Here is a 17,289-nt window from a genome sequence, read left to right as displayed (position 1 = left end):
TTAATCCCAAGTCATTTTCTGCAAGCGAACCGCATTTAATATTGCTAAAAGTGCAACACCAACATCTGCAAAAACTGCTTCCCACATTGTTGCCAAACCTCCTGCTCCTAAAATCAAAACAATCACTTTAACACCAAAAGCTAAAATGATATTCTGCCAAACAATTTTTCGTGTGGAACGACTTATTTTAATCGCCTTTACCACTTTTGAAGGTTGGTCTGTTTGTATGATAACATCTGCTGTTTCAATAGCTACATCACTTCCTAAACCACCCATTGCGATCCCTACATCACTTGCTGCTAAAACTGGTGCGTCATTAATACCATCACCTATAAAAGCTATTTTGTTTGCTGGATTTTGCTTTAAAATTTCAACTTCATTTAATTTATCCTCTGGTAGTAAACCACCTTTAGCCTTTTCAATATTTAATTCTTTTGCGACTTGTTGGGTAATGGAATCTTTATCTCCAGAAAGCATCATTATATTATTAATACCAACTTTATGTAAGGCTGTAATTGTTTCTTTGGCATCTTCTTTTAATTCGTCTGCTATTACCACATAACCAGCGAACTTATTATCTATTGCTACTAAAACTATGGATTCTACAATAGTTTCCGTTTCAGATGGAACACCAATATTATTGGCAGTCATTAAGGCTTTATTTCCTACTAAAACTGTTTTACCATTTACAATGCCTCTTAAACCTTTTCCTGCAATTTCAGAAACGTCTTGTGCTTCAAAATCTTCTCCTTCTGCTTTATACTCTAAAATTGCTTTAGCAATTGGATGCGTGGATTGCTCTTCCATCGCCATTAAATATTGCATAAATTCGGTTTCTTTCCAATCAATTGCTTTTACTTCTTTGATTTTGAAAACTCCTTTGGTAACCGTTCCTGTTTTGTCCATTACCAAGGTGTTTATTTTGGTCATTGCATCTAAAAACGAAGCTCCTTTAAATAAAATTCCGTTTTTTGAAGCTGCTCCCAATCCTCCGAAATAACCCAATGGAATAGAAATTACCAAAGCACAAGGACAAGAAATCACAAGAAAAATTAAAGCTCTGTATAACCAATCTCTAAAGACATAATCATCTACAAAAAAGTATGGTAGAAACGTAACACCTATTGCTAAAAACACAACTATTGGTGTGTAAATTCGAGCAAATTGTCTGATGAATAATTCTGTTTTAGATTTTCGAGCTGTGGCGTTCTGTACCATATCCAAAATTCTTGCAATGGAACTGTCTTTAAATTCTTTGGTGGTTTCTATTTCAATTACACCGTCCAAATTAATGCTGCCTGCAAAAACTTTTTCACCTTTTGCAATCGTATCAGGTTTACTTTCTCCTGTTAATGCAGCTGTGTTGAATGAACCTTTTTTGGAAAGTAGAATACCATCTAAAGGAATTTTTTCTCCCACACGCACTTGCACTTTTTCGCCAATTTCAACCGTTTCTGGACTCACAGACACATAATCATTGTTGCGATATACCAGAGCTTCATTTGGTCTTACATCAAGTAAGGCTTTTATATTTCCTTTTGCTCTGTTAACAGCTGCATTTTGAAATAGTTCCCCAACTGCGTAAAACAACATTACTGCAACACCTTCAGGATATTCGCCAATAATAAACGCACCAATAGTAGCAATGGACATTAAAAAGAACTCTGTAAACACATCTCCTTTTTTAATACTTTCCCATCCTTCTTTTACTACAGGAAGACCTACTGGCAAATATGCTATACCATACCATACAATACGCAACCAATCTTTAAAAAATGCAACATCAAAATAATCTAAAGCAATGCCAATAATTAGCATTGTAAAACTTATGATTGCTGGAATATAGGCTTTAATTTGACTTGAATTGCCACTATGATCGTTACCATCATCGTGACTATGTTGTTCTTCTGAATCTGGTTTTAAATCTCTTAAATTGACTTTCTTTTTTTCATTTTGAATTGAATAAATTTTTAATATCATTAGGAATAGGCATACGTTTTAATGGTGGTACATTTGCACCTCCTGTATTGCCGATTGGTATGTGATTAATGAACGATTTCCAACCTCCAACAATTAATCTTATTATTTGTCCAAATACTTCTTTGGTATTTTTTTGCATTAAGCCAAACTTTAGCATTAACCAATGTGAATAGGTATGCTCAATAGGATAAGATTGACCTATAATGTGACTTCTTTCTAAATGATACCACGCATTAGTAAAATCACTGTTAGCCAAAGCAACTTCATATAAACCAAGTTCTTTATTATAAGCATCTTTTAAATACTTTGGTATTTTATAATTCAGTTTCATTATTATCTCATTTGATTGTAAAAATATAATACCAATACGTGCAATGGAAGTGCAATTATTGTCCACTACATTTATCACAAATACCTTTTACCACCAAGTTTACGTTTTCTGACACAAAACCATCTGGTACTTTTATTAGAGGGATTTTATGTTCTGTTAAGCAAATAGTTTCATTACAGTTATTGCAATGAAAATGCAAATGCAAATCAGTTTCAATTTCACAATTACATCCGTTTTCACACAGAGCATATTTAGTAATTCCTGTGCCATCGTCTATTTGATGCACTATCGCTTTTTCCTCAAATGTTTTAATAGTTCTGTACAATGTGGTTCTATCTGCTTTTTCAAAAGCATTTTCTATATCACTTAATGTTACTGCTATTTGTTTATTTGCAAGAAACTTATAAATCAATAAACGCATTGCCGTAACCCGTATATCTTTTGACTCTAAAAATTGTTCTATTGTTTGCATAATTAATGTTCGTGTTCTGTTTCGCCTTTTTTCATTTCAGCTATTAAATAATACGCATTATTATAAGCAAATTTTGTGGTTTTATCTTGTTCTTCAGTAAATTGAACTGCTATCCAATTACCCTCTTTTGCCCCTAATAGCACTTCTATAGGTTTAAAACTCCAGTCTTCATTTTCTTTTTCCGCTGAAAACACGAAAAATCTATCGCCTTCTTTTACTATGGCACTTTCGGGTAACGCCATAGTTTTCGTATTTTCTGTTTGGATTTTTCCTTGAATATACATTCCAGGAATAAGAATCCCTTTTTTATTCTCAATTTCTGCGTGTACGTGTACCGCTTTAGGATTGTCTTCGAAAGTTTTACTTACCGAATAAATTTCAGCTGTTAATTCTTCATCTTGCATTGTTTGTACATTAAAGGTTACTTTTTGACCTTTCTTAACTTTATATACATCTTTTTCAAACACCATTAAATCAGCGTGAACGTGATGTGTATTTACTATTTCAAAGAGTTCGGTTTGAGGTTCAACATATTGTCCTGTTTTTACTTCTACCTTTTGCACATAGCCTTCAATAGGACTGCGTAGTGAAATACGTTGTGCAATACTACCATTGCGAACCGACGTTGCACTAATATTTAATAATTGTAATTGAGCTGCCATTCCTTGAACCATTGCCTTTGAGGCTTCATATTCTGCTTCAGCTTTTTGGTAATTTGCACCAGATCCTACACCTGCATCGTACAATTTTTGTTGACGCTCATAATTCTTCTTTAAAAAATTACTATCACTATAGGCATTTAAATAATTGGTTTGCATTTGAATAATATTTGGATGTGAAAGATATGCCACTACTTGACCTTTATTCACTTTGTCCCCTTCAATCACTTCAATAGAAACTACATTAGCACCAATTACTGTTGTTATGGCTGCCTCGTTTTGTGGTGGCACTTCTAAAGTTCCATTGGCTTCCACATAACCACTCATATTGCGTGAAGCAATGGTGTCTATTTTCATTTTTAAGGCTTCAAACTGTTGTTGTGAAAGCATCACTTCTTCGTCTTCGCTATGGTCATCGTTTTCTTCAGTATTTTGTTCTTCGTTATGCGAATTGCCATTGTCTTCTTTGTGGCTTTCTTTATTTCCGCAAGCAGAAACAAAAATGGATAACATTATTATGGCTAAAAATTTATATAATCTATTTTTCATTTTCTTATTGATTAAAATATTGTAATTGAAATGTACTTTCTAAATAGTTTGCTAACGCTGTTTGTGCTTCCAGTTCCGATTGAATAGCTTCTTTTATAAGTTGTGTAAACGCTGTGTAATCAATCTCTCCTTCTCTATAGGCAAACAAAGCTCCTGTTTTTTGTTCTTTAATAAGTGGTAATACTTCATTCTTATAAAACAGCCAAGACGTTTTCCATTTTTGGTAATTTTCTTTAGTTTGATTAAATTTAGATTGTACTTCCTTTTGTTTGAACTGCATTTTTGATTCGGCAATTTGTCTATCAATTTTTGCTGTTCTAACTTGTGCTTTTGTTGTACCAGATAAAAACGGTATGGAAATACCAGCTTGATAGGTGTAAAATCCAGAATTTCCATTTACTTTTTGCAAGCCACCTTGAAGGTTGAATTTTGGTAAATTTTCAGCTTTAGCAGCTCTATAGTTTGCTTCTGCTTCTGTGACTTGAAGTTGAGAAATAGTATACAACGGATGTGCTTCTAAACTAAAGGATTCTACATTTATTTCGCTCTCTATATCAATTTCATCTGAAACTGTATAATATTCATCAGAAACTAACCATAGATTTAATTGTTGTAATGCAATAGCATATTCACTTTTTGATTGCATAAATTTATTCTGAATTTGTAAGGCTTGATTTTTGGCAGCCGAATATTCTAACCGCGAAATAGCTTCTACTTCATAATTTAATGCAACTGCTTTTTCAAAATTGGCATAAATAGAATCTAACTCTTTGTATAAATTATACTTCCTTTTACTTTGTAAGGCATTTGCCCACGCCTTTTTAACTTCCAATTCTAAATCTAATTCTGAAAGCTGAAAGGCTTTTTGGGCTAACTGAATACGTTGCTCCTGTAATTTTCTCTTTGGGGAAATACCAAACACGTCTATATTTGATTGACCAACACCTATAGTTGTATAAATACCTGTGCCATTGTTAATTTCTTCGCCACCAGTAAAAATTTGAGTAGTACCAAAATCGAAAGCAGTTCCTTTTAATTGTTGTTGCTTATCAATTTCAAGCTGTCGTTGTTTTAGACTTGGATAGTTTTCTTTAGCCAATTTCACTGCTTCTTGCATTGAAATAAATGGTAACGAATCTTTTATTTGTTGTGCGTTACCTGTTATTGGCAACAAAAACATAAAAGCTACCATAGCAGTAACTGTTATTACTTTTTTGTCAGTTCTAAGATTGAATGATTTGTTTTCTACCCAATGATATAATATAGGTAAAACGAATAATGTTAATAATGTAGAGGTTAATAAACCACCAATTACAACAGTTGCTAAAGGTCGCTGAACTTCTGCACCAGCTGATGCTGAAATTGCCATAGGTAAAAAGCCTAAAACATCTGTAAAAGCTGTTAACATAATAGGTCTAATTCTTCGCTTTGTACCTTCTATTATTCTATCTTTTAGATTGGTTACTCCTTCTTCTTTTAATTCGTTAAGTCCACTAATCATTACTAATCCGTTTAAAACAGCAACACCAAACAGTACAATAAAACCAACACCTGCCGAAATACTAAAAGGCATATCTCGTAACCATAATGCTACAACACCACCAATGGTTGCCATTGGGATAGCGATGTAAATCATTAAGGTTTGTGGTAACGATTTTAGTGCAAAATATATCAGTATAAAAATGAGCAACAAGGCAATAGGTACAACCGTTTGCAAACGGTTACTGGCACGTTCTAAATTTTCAAAAGCACCACCATAACGAATAAAATAACCAGAAGGTAGTTCTAATTGTGCATCTAATTTAGTTTTAATTTCGCCTACCAACGATTTTACATCACGACCTCTTACATTAATACCTACATAAGTTCTTCTATTGGTGTTATCTCTACTTATTTGCATTGGACCTGCTTTGTAACTTACATCAGCTACTTCGCGAAGTGGAATCTGTGCACCAGAAGGTAAGTTGATAAACAAATTTTGCACATCTGTTATGTCTTTACGATTATGAGAACTTAACCTAACCACCAAATCAAATCGTTTTTCTCCTTCAAAAATAGTTCCTGCTATTCCTCCTGCAAAAGCTGATTGCACAATTTGATTTAACGTGTTTATTTGAAGTCCGTATTGTGCCAATTTACTTCTGTTATAAGTAATTGTCATTTGCGGTAAACCAGTTGTAGCTTCCGCTTTCATATCGCCAATACCTTCTGTACCTGCAATAATTTTAGATATTTCTTCTGCTTTTTGAGACAATACATTTATATCTTCTCCATAAAGTTTAATAGCTATATCTTCTCTAACACCTTCAAGCAATTCGTTAAAACGCATTTCAATTGGTTGCGTAAACTCATAATTCACACCAGGAATTATTTCCACTGCTTCTTTCATTTTTTCGATGAGTTCATCTTTTGTCTCAACGGTTGTCCATTCACCTTTTGGTTTCAGTATTACAAATACATCTGCTAAATCCATTGGCATTGGATCGGTTGGAATTTCGGCAACACCAATTCGACTTACAATTTTTTCAACTTCTGGAAACTTTGCTTTTACAATTTGTTCAATTTTTGTGGTTGTTTCAATCGTTTCTGTAAGTGAGCTTCCGGGTTTTAAAATGGCGTGAAATGCAATGTCACCTTCATCGAGTTGTGGAATAAATTCGCCACCCATTCTTGTAAACATAAAAACTGCAATACCAAATAAGACAACAGAAACGCCAATTATTAATTTTCCTTTCTTTAAAGCTTTTTCTAATAGTGGTTGGTATTTACGTTCTACCCAATGCACGAATTTATCGCCATAAGATTTTTTGTCTGACTTTGGCGCTCTTAAAATAAGTGCAGACATCATTGGAACGTAGGTTAAACAAAGTACCATTGCACCAATCATTGCGAAAATAAAGGTCAATGCCATTGGTTTGAACATTTTTCCTTCAATACCTTCTAATGCCAGTATTGGCAGAAATACAATTAAAATAATCAGCTGACCGAAGAAGGCAGCATTCATCATTTTTTTTGAGGCATCTGCCGCAACACCATCACGTTCTTTAGATGTCAATTTCCTTTTCTTTAGGACTTGCGAAGCAATTAGAAAAACGGTACTTTCTACAATAATCACAGCACCATCGACAATAATTCCGAAATCTATTGCTCCTAAACTCATTAGGTTAGCCCAAACATCAAAAACATTCATTAGTATAAATGCGAATAATAGAGATAATGGAATTGTTGAAGCTACTATTAAACCACCACGCCAGTTACCTAATAAGAAAATAAGAACAAATATCACTATTAATGCCCCTTCAATTAGATTGGTAGCAACCGTTGAGGTCGTTTCTGCTATTAATTTACTTCGGTCTAATAAAGGTTCGATAATGACACCTTCTGGTAATGACTCTTCAATTTGAGCCATTCGCACTTTTACATTCTCAATGACATCGTTTGAATTAGCGCCTTTAAGCATCATAACCAAACCACCAACTACTTCGCCTTCTCCATCTTGGGTTAAAGCTCCATAACGAATAGCGGCACCAAATTGTACCGTAGCAATGTCGCCAACGGTAATTGGAATATTGTTAGTGTTTTTAACCGTAATCTTTTTAATATCCTCTAAACTACGCACCAAACCTTCTCCACGAATAAAATTGGCTTGATGGTTCTTTTCAATATATGCTCCACCTGTATTTTGATTGTTAGCTTCAAGAGCTTCAAAAACATCGGTAATTGTTAAACCAATAGCTTTTAATTCGTTTGGGTCTACAGCTACTTCGTATTGCTTAATTTTTCCACCTATGGCGTTTACCTCAACTACACCTTCTACCATAGCCATTTGACGCTGTACAATCCAATCTTGCATTGTGCGCAAATCAATAACCGAATATTTGTCTTTATACTCTGGTTTTACTTTAAGTGTGTATTGATAAATTTCTCCTAAACCTGAAGAAATAGGACCCATAGTTGGCTCGCCAAAACCACTCGGAATTTGATCTTTGACTTCGTTTAGTTTTTCTGCTACTAATTGACGTGGTAGATACGTTCCCATATCATCGTCAAAAACTATAGTAACCACAGATAAACCAAAACGAGAAATGGAACGGATTTCCTTTACATCAGGCAGGTTGCTCATTGCAACTTCCACAGGGTAGGTTACAAATTGTTCAATATCCTCTGTACCTAAATTGGGGGCTTGCGTAATGACTTGAACTTGGTTATTGGTAATATCTGGAACAGCATCTATTGGTACTTGGGTCATACTCCAAATACCTGCTCCAACAATGGTAAGCGTTAGCAAACCAATAATGAATTTGTTATTGATTGAAAAATCGATGATTTTATTAATCATAGAAAATGTATTAATTCAGTTGAAAACTTGCGGTGCGAATAGGTGCAACGCTTTTATAGAGCAATGCTTACTTTGAGAAGCATCACGTTAGGATATAGCTATCCTTAAAAAAAAACTGAATTATACTTGAGGGGGTTGAAAAAGAGATTCCAGATATCTGGAAGTGAAGTTTACTTGATGTAAATTATATTGTTTTTTCTCTTCAAATTTTAGTCGATTGGTTAAAGCCAAATTATTGTTCGCAATAATTAATACCAAAGGGTGACAACATTGATTATGAGAATGGACTGGTGTATTCTCCTTATCTGGGTTATGATGATGCTCTACATTTTTAGCATCGCTGCCAATGTAATCTTCAACTACATATTCAAGGAAAGAGTCACCATAAACTTTATGGTCTTGATAATGGGTAATAACGTTTGAAATTTCTTTAATTGGACCACAAAAGTCCATATCTATGCTTATCCCTTGAAAAAAGAATAAAAAAGACATTGAAATGGAAACGAATATTTTCATATAATTTAGACAAATATACAAATTATTGAATGCAATGGTTGTGCAAAAGATAATGAGTTATTTTTTATAAAAACCAAAACGCAGCCTTTGCATCATCAGGTACATCAGTTTTAGGTTAAGTTATAAATGTAGATAAAGTGTAGTGTACAGCATATATTAATGACTGTAATTAAACTTACTGTTTTGATTAATAATATTTCTTGCGCAACCAAAATGAAACCCTAACCAATAGAATTAGAGCAGGAACTTCAACTAAAGGTCCAATTACACCTGCAAATGCTTGTCCTGAATTGAGTCCAAAAACTGCAATTGCAACTGCAATCGCTAATTCAAAATTATTTCCTGCTGCTGTAAATGCAACCGAAGCTGTTTTATCATATTCTGCACCTGTTGCTTTGGTAAAGAAAAAACCAATGATAAACATTAACGTAAAATAGATTAGTAGAGGAACTGAAATAATTAGAACATCCATAGGGATTTCAACGATTAATTCTCCCTTTAACGAGAACATAACCACAATTGTAAATAACAGCGCAATTAAAGTCATTGGTGAAATTGTTGGGATGAATTTCTTTGTGTACCATTCCTCCCCTTTCAATTGCACTAAAATTAGTCTGCTCAATATTCCCAGCACGAATGGAATCCCTAAATAAATTGCCACGCTTTCTGCAATTGTTCCAATGGAAATATCTACAATAGCACCATCAAAACCAAAATACGGTGGAAGAACCGTTATAAAAATCCAAGCATAAAAACTATATGCAAATACTTGAAATATACTATTTAACGCAACCAAACCTGCTCCATATTCGCTACTTCCTTCCGCAAGGTCGTTCCAAACCAAAACCATAGCGATACAACGTGCTAATCCTATCAAAATTAGTCCGACCATATATTCAGGATAATCACGTAAAAATGTAATTGCCAAAACAAACATTAAAACGGGACCAATTATCCAATTTAAAATAAGTGAAATAGAAAGAATTTTTGTGTTTCTGAAAACTTTTGGTAACAACGAATAATTAACCTTTGCCAAAGGTGGGTACATCATTAATATCAAACCGATTGCAATCGGAACATTTGTTGTTCCGCTACTAAATGAATTTATGATGTTTGGAAATGTTGGGATAAAATACCCAAGTCCAACTCCAATAGCCATTGCTAAAAATATCCATAGGGTTAAATAATTGTCAAGAAAACTTAATTTTTTTGATGCCATTTTTTATGAGTTTATTTGAGAGAAAACGTAAAATAATTCGGTTGCAATTTGCAGACTTCTTTCATTGTATTTTTCTGCTTGTAGTGGTGTATTGTCGAATGCTTTTGGATCTTCAAACATAATTGGGATACGCTTTTCAGCTCCAGGAACAAAAGGACAAGCTTCATTTGCTGAATCACAAGTCATAATCGCTGCAAATTCAGATTTTGGATTAAAATCGTCATCTAGTTTTTTAGAAAACCCAATAATAGGATGTTCGTTGTCAGTATATTTAATACTGTAAACAGGATTCTCGTTTTGTGAAATTTTGCTTATTTGGAAACCTGACTTTTGCAAAGTTTCAACAACCATTGGAAAAAGTGCTGTTGCCTCTGTTCCTCCAGAATAACAAAACACGTTTTTAATATTGAAGTAATTTGCCATTGTCTGTGCCCAAACTTGTGATAAATGACTTCTTCGTGAATTGTGAGTACAGATAAAGTTGATTCTAATTTCTTGTTGGTTTGAAACTTTAGATTGAATAAAATCGGTAAGAGGTTGTAAAACTGCTTTACGTTCGCTCGAAATAGTTTGAGGATTTAATTCTTTGATTACATTTTCTATTTCTGACAATAGGATTGGTTTTGTTGTTGTCATTTTTTATACTTTTCTTATTAGTTAATTACCATTTCTTAAATTTTCAGCAAAAGCATTTGGCAAGATGCTATTTTCTATTGCCAAAGCTGCTTTCTCAATATCATATTCGAATCTAATAAACTCTACATTCACCCCTTTTTCCTTTAAAAGAGTTGTATTATTATTAAATTCTAACACAGCATAACAACCTTCGGTATTGTTATCTTTTGGCTTGCCAACCGATCCAATATTAATGGCGTGTTTATACTTTAAAATACCATTTGAATTCGCATTTAAAACTTTATGAAATGGTTTATGTGTATGACCAAAACATAAAATTTCGACTTTCGAAGTTTCCATCATTTCAACTATTTCATCTTCAGGTCGTTCTTCAAAAATATATTCATTTATAGCATTAGGACTTCCGTGTACTAATAAAATTGTTATTGTTTCATTGTTAAATTTGAATTTTAACCGAATATGTGATGGTAGTGTTTGTAAAAATTGGCGATTTTTTTCTTTTAATAATTGATTCGTAAATTCTTTAGATATTGCTCCATTAGTTAAACCATTAACATCAATTTTTTTATGATTATGAATCATATTTCCAATAGCTTCATCGTGGTTTCCTGCAATAGTTGCAATGCTTCTTTTTCTAATTTCCTCAATAATTTCATTTGGCCAAATATTATAACCAACTAAATCACCTAAACAATACAATGCATCTATTTCTCTTTTTTCAATGTCTAAAAAAAAGATTTTAAAGCAGGTAAATTTGCGTGAACATCACTAAATAATGCAATTCTCATATCTGATCTTTAGCAACAGTTTCCATCTGGTGAACAACAAGGCTCCTCATTTAGGGTTGATAGTTTTACTTTAGTTTTTTCTATTGGAATTCCGCACTTATCTTTTGCTAAACAGTCGGTTTGTTTGTTGGTTAACAAGAAATTTCTTCCATCAAAATCAAGTCCGAATTTTCCAATTGTATCTGCTTGATATTCTACTTCGATTTCTAAATCTTCTATTTTTAAAACCTTTTCTGAAAGTTCAATGATATTCAATAGCTTTTCGGGATGCAATCTATGGTCGTAGTCATTTGCATTCCAAAGTTGGAAGTTTACGACATCTTCCTTTCTTTCAGTTCCGCCACAATCGATAAAATGTTTTGTGATTTTACCAACTTCTGTAACGTGAAAGTGGTTTGGTACTAATTCTCCGTTTGGTAATTGAAAACCTATAGTTTCCAGTTCTTTTAATGCTGATTTTACTTCTGATAGTTTCATAACTCTATTTGTTTATTGCGATAATACGATTAATTGATTCAAATTTTTTTAACAGCAATCTTGTTTTTCTGTTAAGTCTTGATTTAAAAATTCGTTCATTACCGTTTTCATTGCTGTCCAATTTTCTGTGTGAATACAGTAACAAACACTTGTTCCCTCTACATTCCCTTTAATTAAACCTAAATGCTTTAGTTCTTTTAAATGTTGTGAGATTGTTGGTTGTGCTAATCCAATTTCATTTACCAAATCTCCGCAATAACAAGCGTCTATTTTAAAAAGTTGTTGTAAAATAGCCACTCTTGCAGGATGTCCAAAGACTTTTGCAAAAAGAGCAATTTCATTTTGTTGGTCGGTAAATATCTCGGTTTTTGCTAATCCCATTTTATATTTTATTAATTCATTGCAATATTACGATTAAAAGAAAACAAAGACAAGAAAAAGATACTATTTTTACAAAAACCACAATTTATTTTTTGCATCCTCTGGAACACCATTGTTAAAGCGTGGTGCTATTTGTGCCACCATTTCAGGGTATTTAATGGTGATTGGTACATTTTGTTGGCGTAATGATTTCCAATATAGCCTGCTGAATTGATAGACTTGAGTTAAAAGTTCTAATGCTACATTAGCATCTTCAAACGCATCGTCGTCTGGACTACTCATTTTAATTTTTATTGGAAATGGATAGCCATCTGTATCTGTATAGTATTGTGAATTTGGATAACGTGCATTATTAAATAACAAAAATTGGTTGCTGTCTATACGAATGTATGTACCACTCACTGGCATCAATTTATGATTCCAATTAAGGTCGTAAGCAATAATATCTTCAGATTCTGTTTTGTTGATGTTAAGAATATATAAAGGCACACCTAATTTTAATTGATGCATTCCTTCAATAATAGGCTGTAATTCTTCATATTTCATTTCTTTGTAAAAATGAATGACTACTTTATCTGCTTGAGCTACAGATGTAAAATCTCTAATGGCTTTTAAAATGCTTCCTGCTAATAATTTGGTTTGGTTTTGATTGAAATATTCAAAGTTTCTGAATAGACCGTTATTTTGAAAACTAAAAGCACTTGCTATGTAACGCCTGTTTTCGCCTTGATTGGTAAAGGCTCCTACTCCAATAACTAATTCTTTTTTATCGGTTACTGCTAACTTCCAAGGTGCGCCATCTAATTTAGCGTGTATTGCCAATGCCATATTTTGTAAGGAAAACTGAAAGTTGTATTGATTTTCAATATTTTCACTCATTTTATGATAATCCACTACTTGGGTAATAATACCTTCGTTTAAAAACAATTCCTTTATTTGAATATAAATTTCTCGGTCTTCGGGATCTGGTGTAAACTTATCGAATGGGCTTAAATAAAAAGCAGCATACTTTACATTGTCGTGGTCAAATTTTAGGTTTTCCAGCTTTTGGATGATGTCTGGTAAAGGGTCGTTTTCGTTTGTAAATTCAATAAAATGTTCTTTGGATGTTGATGCTTTTATGTTTACATAATCCTCTATTCCTTTAAAATATTTCTTTTGTGCTGTGACACCAAATTTTAAATTGTTATAAAAACTTTTTACAGCTTCTTTATGTGAGGTGTGGTATATAAAAAAGAATTTAATATTTGGACCTTTAGGACGTCTGTAAGGTGTAAACATATTCATAGCCAATTTAGGCACTAAATGCGTTTTTTTATTCCCATATTGGTCTTTACCAAATTCCAATAAACCTACTTCTGGATTGATGTGGTTAATACGATTACCTGATACTTTTATGTTTTCTGGAGTAACTACATCTACAGAATTATACAAGTCACGAGTAATGGTTCGAATGAAAGATTTAGAACCGTCTGTGTCATTTAAGATTTATAAACCCGAAAATATTAATAAACAAGAATGGGAGGAGTTTTTAAGACTTTATAATTTGTTATCTCTAATATAAATAATGTCAAAAAGTAGACTCTCCAAATCAACATTTATTCGTGGACTTCAATGTGAAAAGTCATTGTATCTCTATAAGCATCAATATAGATTAAAAGATCCTACACCTTCATCACTACAAGCGGTGTTCGACCAAGGAACCAATATTGGTTTATTGGCACAAGAACTATTTCCCAATGGTGCTGATGCGTCTCCTGAAAATCATTTTAAAATGTTTGAATCGGTGAGGAAAACACAGAAGTTTATTTCTCAAGGGGAGTCAATAATTTATGAAGCAACATTCCTGTACAACAACGTTCTTGCTGCATTAGATATATTGGTCAAAGATAATGATGGTTGGAAAGCGTACGAGGTAAAAAGTTCTACTAAGGTTTCGGAGACCTATATCAAGGATGCTGCCATACAATATCATACCATCACAAATTCTGGAGTTGATTTAAAAGACATATCGATTGTTCATATTAATAACCAATACACGAGAGAGGGAGAATTAGATATACATCAATTGTTTACCATTGAATCAGTGTACGATCAAGTTTTAGAGTTTCTCCCACGAATACCAAATGAAGTCAGAAGACTCAAAAATGTGATTGAGAGTTCTGAAATTCCAAATGTAGATATTGGTCCTCATTGTTCTGATCCTTACGATTGTGATTTTAAGGGAACCTGTTGGAAACACATTCCTGACTATTCAGTTTTTAATATTTCAAGACTAAACAAAGACAAGAAATTTGATTTATACAATCAGGAGTAATCACATTAGATGATATTGATTTAAGTCAAACAGACCTGAATCCAAATCAATTGTTACAGGTTCAATCAGAAGTTAATGGGACCACTCATATTGATATTGAAGAGATAAGAAACTTCACAAATGGATTAATTTATCCTTTATACTTTTTAGATTTTGAAACAATTGGTCCCGCAGTTCCAAAATATAATGGTAGTAGACCATACCAACAATTAGTATTTCAGTATTCACTTCACATTCAAGAGACTTTAACCTCAGTAATAGAACACAGAGAATATCTTGCAGATCCATCTCAAGATCCAAGAATTGGGTTCATAGAACAACTCATTGAGGACTGTGGTACCAGTGGAGACATATTAGTCTACAATATTGGTTTTGAGAGAGGGAAACTAAATGATCTAATCGATGTATTCCCTGAGTTTTCTAATGAGTTGTTAGGGATTGTAAATCGTCTGAAAGATCTAATGATTCCGTTCCAACAGAAATGGTACTATACCCCCGAAATGAAAGGAAGTTATTCAATAAAGTACGTTCTACCTGCACTGGTTCCTGAACTCTCATACAATGATCTTGATATTAAAGAAGGAGGTACAGCATCTAATACTTTTCTTTCGATGGTAAACGGAACATTTGCGGGTGATGTTGAAGAAACAAGAAATCAACTCTTGGAGTACTGTAAGTTAGACACCTTCGCGATGGTCAAAATTCTGGAGAAACTACTACTAATATAAAACTGATTTTCTTTCAAAAAATTGAAAAATTTTATTTTTTAAAAACTCGAGTTTTTACAAAAAAAACCAGAAAAATCTGGAGCGGGGTATTCACCCCCTCTGGAGAAGTCGATTTCACCCTAAATAGAGGGGGGATACGGCAGGGGATGCTGCAGGGAGGGCCCCCACGGGATGATCCTTCACCAATTTTAATCGGCAAAATCCATTAATCACAATAATAGCGTACACTTTAATTTATGAGTGTTTTGATAGCGATAAAATATAGGTTTTATGCTGCATGAGGGGTGTGGCTGCTATAATTTTAGGGTATAGATAGGTAAACCTTAAAATTATGAGTATTTCAATATTATATACAAGAGTTTCGAGTGTAGATCAGAAAACGGATCGACAAAGAGTAAAAGAGGATGAATTTGATAAAGTTATCGAAGATAAATGTTCGGGAGCCATTCCAATTTTTGAAAGACCCGAGGGTTCAACCCTAAAAACCCTTATAGATCGACAATTGATCAAGTCAATTTCTGTTTGGCAAATTGATCGTTGCGGTCGTGACCTTAGAGATATTATAAATTTTATTCATTACACCACTGAGAGAGGAATCCCTGTAAATTTTTTATCGCAAGGTCTATGCACACTCAATGAAGACAAAGAGGAAAATCCGATCTCTAAAATGATAATCTCAATTCTTGGAGTGGTTGCTGAAATGGAACGAAAACTTTCAAAAGAACGTCAACGTGAGGGTATTGAGTTGGCTAAATTAGATCCAACAAAATATCTTGGAAGAAAACCAGGTTCTAACGAAGATCCAATTAAGTTTTTATCAAAACCACAAAATAAAAAGGCGTTAGACTTACTAAGAAAGGGATATAAAAACATTGAGGTTGCTAAGATCACGGAGCTTCATGTGAATACCATCACTAAAGTTAAACGACATTTATAATGGACACCTTTTTTACTATTTACTTTATTGTTGTTGGGGTATTATTCACTCTAAATCTGATATCTGTGCTAATTAAATTCTTTACTGCTGATGGTGAAGACTGGCAATTTCAGTTGGCAGAGGATGTATTGAACTGGTGTCTAATGTTGTATCCAATTAGAAAGAGAAAACCACTTCTTACTTTGGTTGAGGGTAAATCTAATCTTGCGGGGGAATATTGTTTCTACAACAATACAATCACTATTTACAGAGATAACAATGTCATACGTAGAGAACTAATCAATACCGTCATCCATGAGTATTTTCATTATTACCTGATTACATCAGAGTCAAAATCAAAACTCTACCATGATCAATTGGAACAATTCTCATTAACGCAACACCCACAGGAAATTCTATGTAACACCATGGGTGAAACCCTCACAAAGGTCTATTTGAAAAACAATTAAAAATGGTTCTTATTTGACAAATAGTTCAATACCCCAACCAATCGTGCCAATTAGATTTAATTTACTACGTTATTCAAAATCACGTATTCAGCATTTACAATCGAGAATTAGTAATTATTCCTGTGGGTGCTTTGTGTTATTTAACTGTCAAATTTATTACGACAAAAAACTATCAATTTATCTAGTAAAACTACACGGGATGGTTCTATTTCTTGTTCAGGTAGAATATTTAATTTTTCATTAAAAAAATCATTTAGTAACTCCATATTAGGTGGATTATTAGACCCACAATTGATTAGGTATTGGTTATAATACTCATAGTTTAAATTATTTTTTCCTTTTATCATCTTTCTTTAGTTTTTGAAGTTTATCTATTATAGATTCTCTTAGAATATCTGAAATTTTTATTTGTTCATCTATAACGCACTCCATCAAATTATTGAATTGACTCTCGGTTATTCGAACTATTACTCTTTTTGACTTTTTCTCTTTCATAAGTGTGTTTATTTAT

Annotated in this window: 16 protein-coding genes; 4 read left to right on the top strand and 12 right to left on the bottom strand. The window is 33.2% G+C overall.

Annotation, left to right across the window (positions count from 1 at the left end):
• From RRF69_RS02620 to RRF69_RS02565, 12 genes are all read right to left on the bottom strand, one after another.
• Positions 1-1,980, bottom strand: coding sequence for a heavy metal translocating P-type ATPase (locus RRF69_RS02620; RefSeq protein ID WP_316940433.1), 1,980 nt, complete (start codon positions 1,978-1,980; stop codon positions 1-3).
• Positions 1,949-2,311, bottom strand: a complete 363-nt coding sequence (locus tag RRF69_RS02615) for a DUF3703 domain-containing protein (protein ID WP_249997234.1) — start codon at positions 2,309-2,311, stop codon at positions 1,949-1,951. The genes RRF69_RS02620 and RRF69_RS02615 overlap by 32 nt, the downstream gene beginning before the upstream one ends.
• A 55-nt stretch (positions 2,312-2,366) precedes the next feature.
• Positions 2,367-2,783, bottom strand: a complete 417-nt coding sequence (locus RRF69_RS02610) for a Fur family transcriptional regulator (protein WP_249997235.1) — start codon at positions 2,781-2,783, stop codon at positions 2,367-2,369.
• A gap of 2 nt (positions 2,784-2,785) precedes the next feature.
• The gene (locus tag RRF69_RS02605) at positions 2,786-3,991 is read right to left on the bottom strand and encodes an efflux RND transporter periplasmic adaptor subunit (protein WP_298949631.1); all 1,206 of its coding nucleotides are present in this window, start codon (positions 3,989-3,991) and stop codon (positions 2,786-2,788) included.
• 4 nt (positions 3,992-3,995) lie between these two features.
• Positions 3,996-8,330, bottom strand: a complete 4,335-nt coding sequence (locus RRF69_RS02600) for a CusA/CzcA family heavy metal efflux RND transporter (protein WP_316940432.1) — start codon at positions 8,328-8,330, stop codon at positions 3,996-3,998.
• A 120-nt stretch (positions 8,331-8,450) separates the two neighbouring features.
• Positions 8,451-8,846: a hypothetical protein gene (locus tag RRF69_RS02595; RefSeq protein ID WP_316940431.1), complete on the bottom strand. Its 396-nt coding sequence runs from the start codon at positions 8,844-8,846 to the stop codon at positions 8,451-8,453.
• A gap of 187 nt (positions 8,847-9,033) precedes the next feature.
• Positions 9,034-10,065, bottom strand: a complete 1,032-nt coding sequence (arsB, locus tag RRF69_RS02590) for an ACR3 family arsenite efflux transporter (RefSeq protein WP_316940430.1) — start codon at positions 10,063-10,065, stop codon at positions 9,034-9,036.
• A gap of 3 nt (positions 10,066-10,068) precedes the next feature.
• The gene (locus RRF69_RS02585) at positions 10,069-10,701 is read right to left on the bottom strand and encodes a protein-tyrosine-phosphatase (RefSeq protein WP_316940429.1); all 633 of its coding nucleotides are present in this window, start codon (positions 10,699-10,701) and stop codon (positions 10,069-10,071) included.
• A 21-nt stretch (positions 10,702-10,722) separates the two neighbouring features.
• The gene (locus RRF69_RS02580) at positions 10,723-11,400 is read right to left on the bottom strand and encodes a metallophosphoesterase (protein WP_316940428.1); all 678 of its coding nucleotides are present in this window, start codon (positions 11,398-11,400) and stop codon (positions 10,723-10,725) included.
• A gap of 98 nt (positions 11,401-11,498) precedes the next feature.
• A complete protein-coding gene (locus tag RRF69_RS02575) occupies positions 11,499-11,966 on the bottom strand; it encodes a DUF6428 family protein (protein ID WP_316940427.1) in 468 nt (155 codons plus the stop codon).
• Between the two features lie 48 nt (positions 11,967-12,014).
• Positions 12,015-12,347: an ArsR/SmtB family transcription factor gene (locus RRF69_RS02570; protein ID WP_316940426.1), complete on the bottom strand. Its 333-nt coding sequence runs from the start codon at positions 12,345-12,347 to the stop codon at positions 12,015-12,017.
• 69 nt (positions 12,348-12,416) lie between these two features.
• Positions 12,417-13,781 (bottom strand): Piwi domain-containing protein, encoded by a 1,365-nt coding sequence (locus tag RRF69_RS02565; RefSeq protein ID WP_316940425.1) that lies wholly within the window; start codon positions 13,779-13,781, stop codon positions 12,417-12,419.
• Between the two features lie 133 nt (positions 13,782-13,914).
• On the opposite strand from RRF69_RS02565, the gene RRF69_RS02560 reads away from it, so the two are divergent.
• The 4 genes from RRF69_RS02560 (at position 13,915) to RRF69_RS02545 (ending at position 16,778) form a co-directional block, all read left to right on the top strand.
• On the top strand, positions 13,915-14,664 hold the full coding sequence (locus RRF69_RS02560) for a hypothetical protein (protein WP_316940424.1): 750 nt from the start codon (positions 13,915-13,917) through the stop codon (positions 14,662-14,664).
• Between the two features lie 50 nt (positions 14,665-14,714).
• Complete coding sequence (locus tag RRF69_RS02555; protein WP_316940423.1) at positions 14,715-15,392, top strand: DUF2779 domain-containing protein; 678 nt, start codon at positions 14,715-14,717, stop codon at positions 15,390-15,392.
• 331 nt (positions 15,393-15,723) lie between these two features.
• A complete protein-coding gene (locus RRF69_RS02550; RefSeq protein WP_298949640.1) occupies positions 15,724-16,329 on the top strand; it encodes a recombinase family protein in 606 nt (201 codons plus the stop codon).
• A complete protein-coding gene (locus RRF69_RS02545) occupies positions 16,329-16,778 on the top strand; it encodes a hypothetical protein (RefSeq protein ID WP_316940422.1) in 450 nt (149 codons plus the stop codon). The genes RRF69_RS02550 and RRF69_RS02545 overlap by 1 nt, the downstream gene beginning before the upstream one ends.
• Positions 16,779-17,289: the final 511 nt, after the last annotated feature.

This window comes from Polaribacter sp. HL-MS24 (assembly GCF_032758595.1).
Taxonomy (GTDB): domain Bacteria; phylum Bacteroidota; class Bacteroidia; order Flavobacteriales; family Flavobacteriaceae; genus Polaribacter.
The sequence above is the reverse complement of the archived record's forward strand: the minus strand, read 5'-3'. Positions and strand labels throughout refer to the sequence as shown.

Excerpts from the sequence above, each read along its gene's own strand:
- RRF69_RS02560 (WP_316940424.1), top strand. The coding sequence starts at position 13,915 with ATGTCAAAAAGTAGACTCTCCAAATCAACATTTATTCGTGGACTTCAA.
- RRF69_RS02615 (WP_249997234.1), bottom strand. The coding sequence starts at position 2,311 with ATGAAACTGAATTATAAAATACCAAAGTATTTAAAAGATGCTTATAAT.
- RRF69_RS02550 (WP_298949640.1), top strand. The coding sequence starts at position 15,724 with ATGAGTATTTCAATATTATATACAAGAGTTTCGAGTGTAGATCAGAAA.
- arsB (WP_316940430.1), bottom strand. The coding sequence starts at position 10,065 with ATGGCATCAAAAAAATTAAGTTTTCTTGACAATTATTTAACCCTATGG.
- RRF69_RS02595 (WP_316940431.1), bottom strand. The coding sequence starts at position 8,846 with ATGAAAATATTCGTTTCCATTTCAATGTCTTTTTTATTCTTTTTTCAA.
- RRF69_RS02585 (WP_316940429.1), bottom strand. The coding sequence starts at position 10,701 with ATGACAACAACAAAACCAATCCTATTGTCAGAAATAGAAAATGTAATC.
- RRF69_RS02600 (WP_316940432.1), bottom strand. The coding sequence starts at position 8,330 with ATGATTAATAAAATCATCGATTTTTCAATCAATAACAAATTCATTATT.
- RRF69_RS02605 (WP_298949631.1), bottom strand. The coding sequence starts at position 3,991 with ATGAAAAATAGATTATATAAATTTTTAGCCATAATAATGTTATCCATT.
- RRF69_RS02570 (WP_316940426.1), bottom strand. The coding sequence starts at position 12,347 with ATGGGATTAGCAAAAACCGAGATATTTACCGACCAACAAAATGAAATT.
- RRF69_RS02620 (WP_316940433.1), bottom strand. The coding sequence starts at position 1,980 with ATGATATTAAAAATTTATTCAATTCAAAATGAAAAAAAGAAAGTCAAT.
- RRF69_RS02610 (WP_249997235.1), bottom strand. The coding sequence starts at position 2,783 with ATGCAAACAATAGAACAATTTTTAGAGTCAAAAGATATACGGGTTACG.
- RRF69_RS02545 (WP_316940422.1), top strand. The coding sequence starts at position 16,329 with ATGGACACCTTTTTTACTATTTACTTTATTGTTGTTGGGGTATTATTC.
- RRF69_RS02575 (WP_316940427.1), bottom strand. The coding sequence starts at position 11,966 with ATGAAACTATCAGAAGTAAAATCAGCATTAAAAGAACTGGAAACTATA.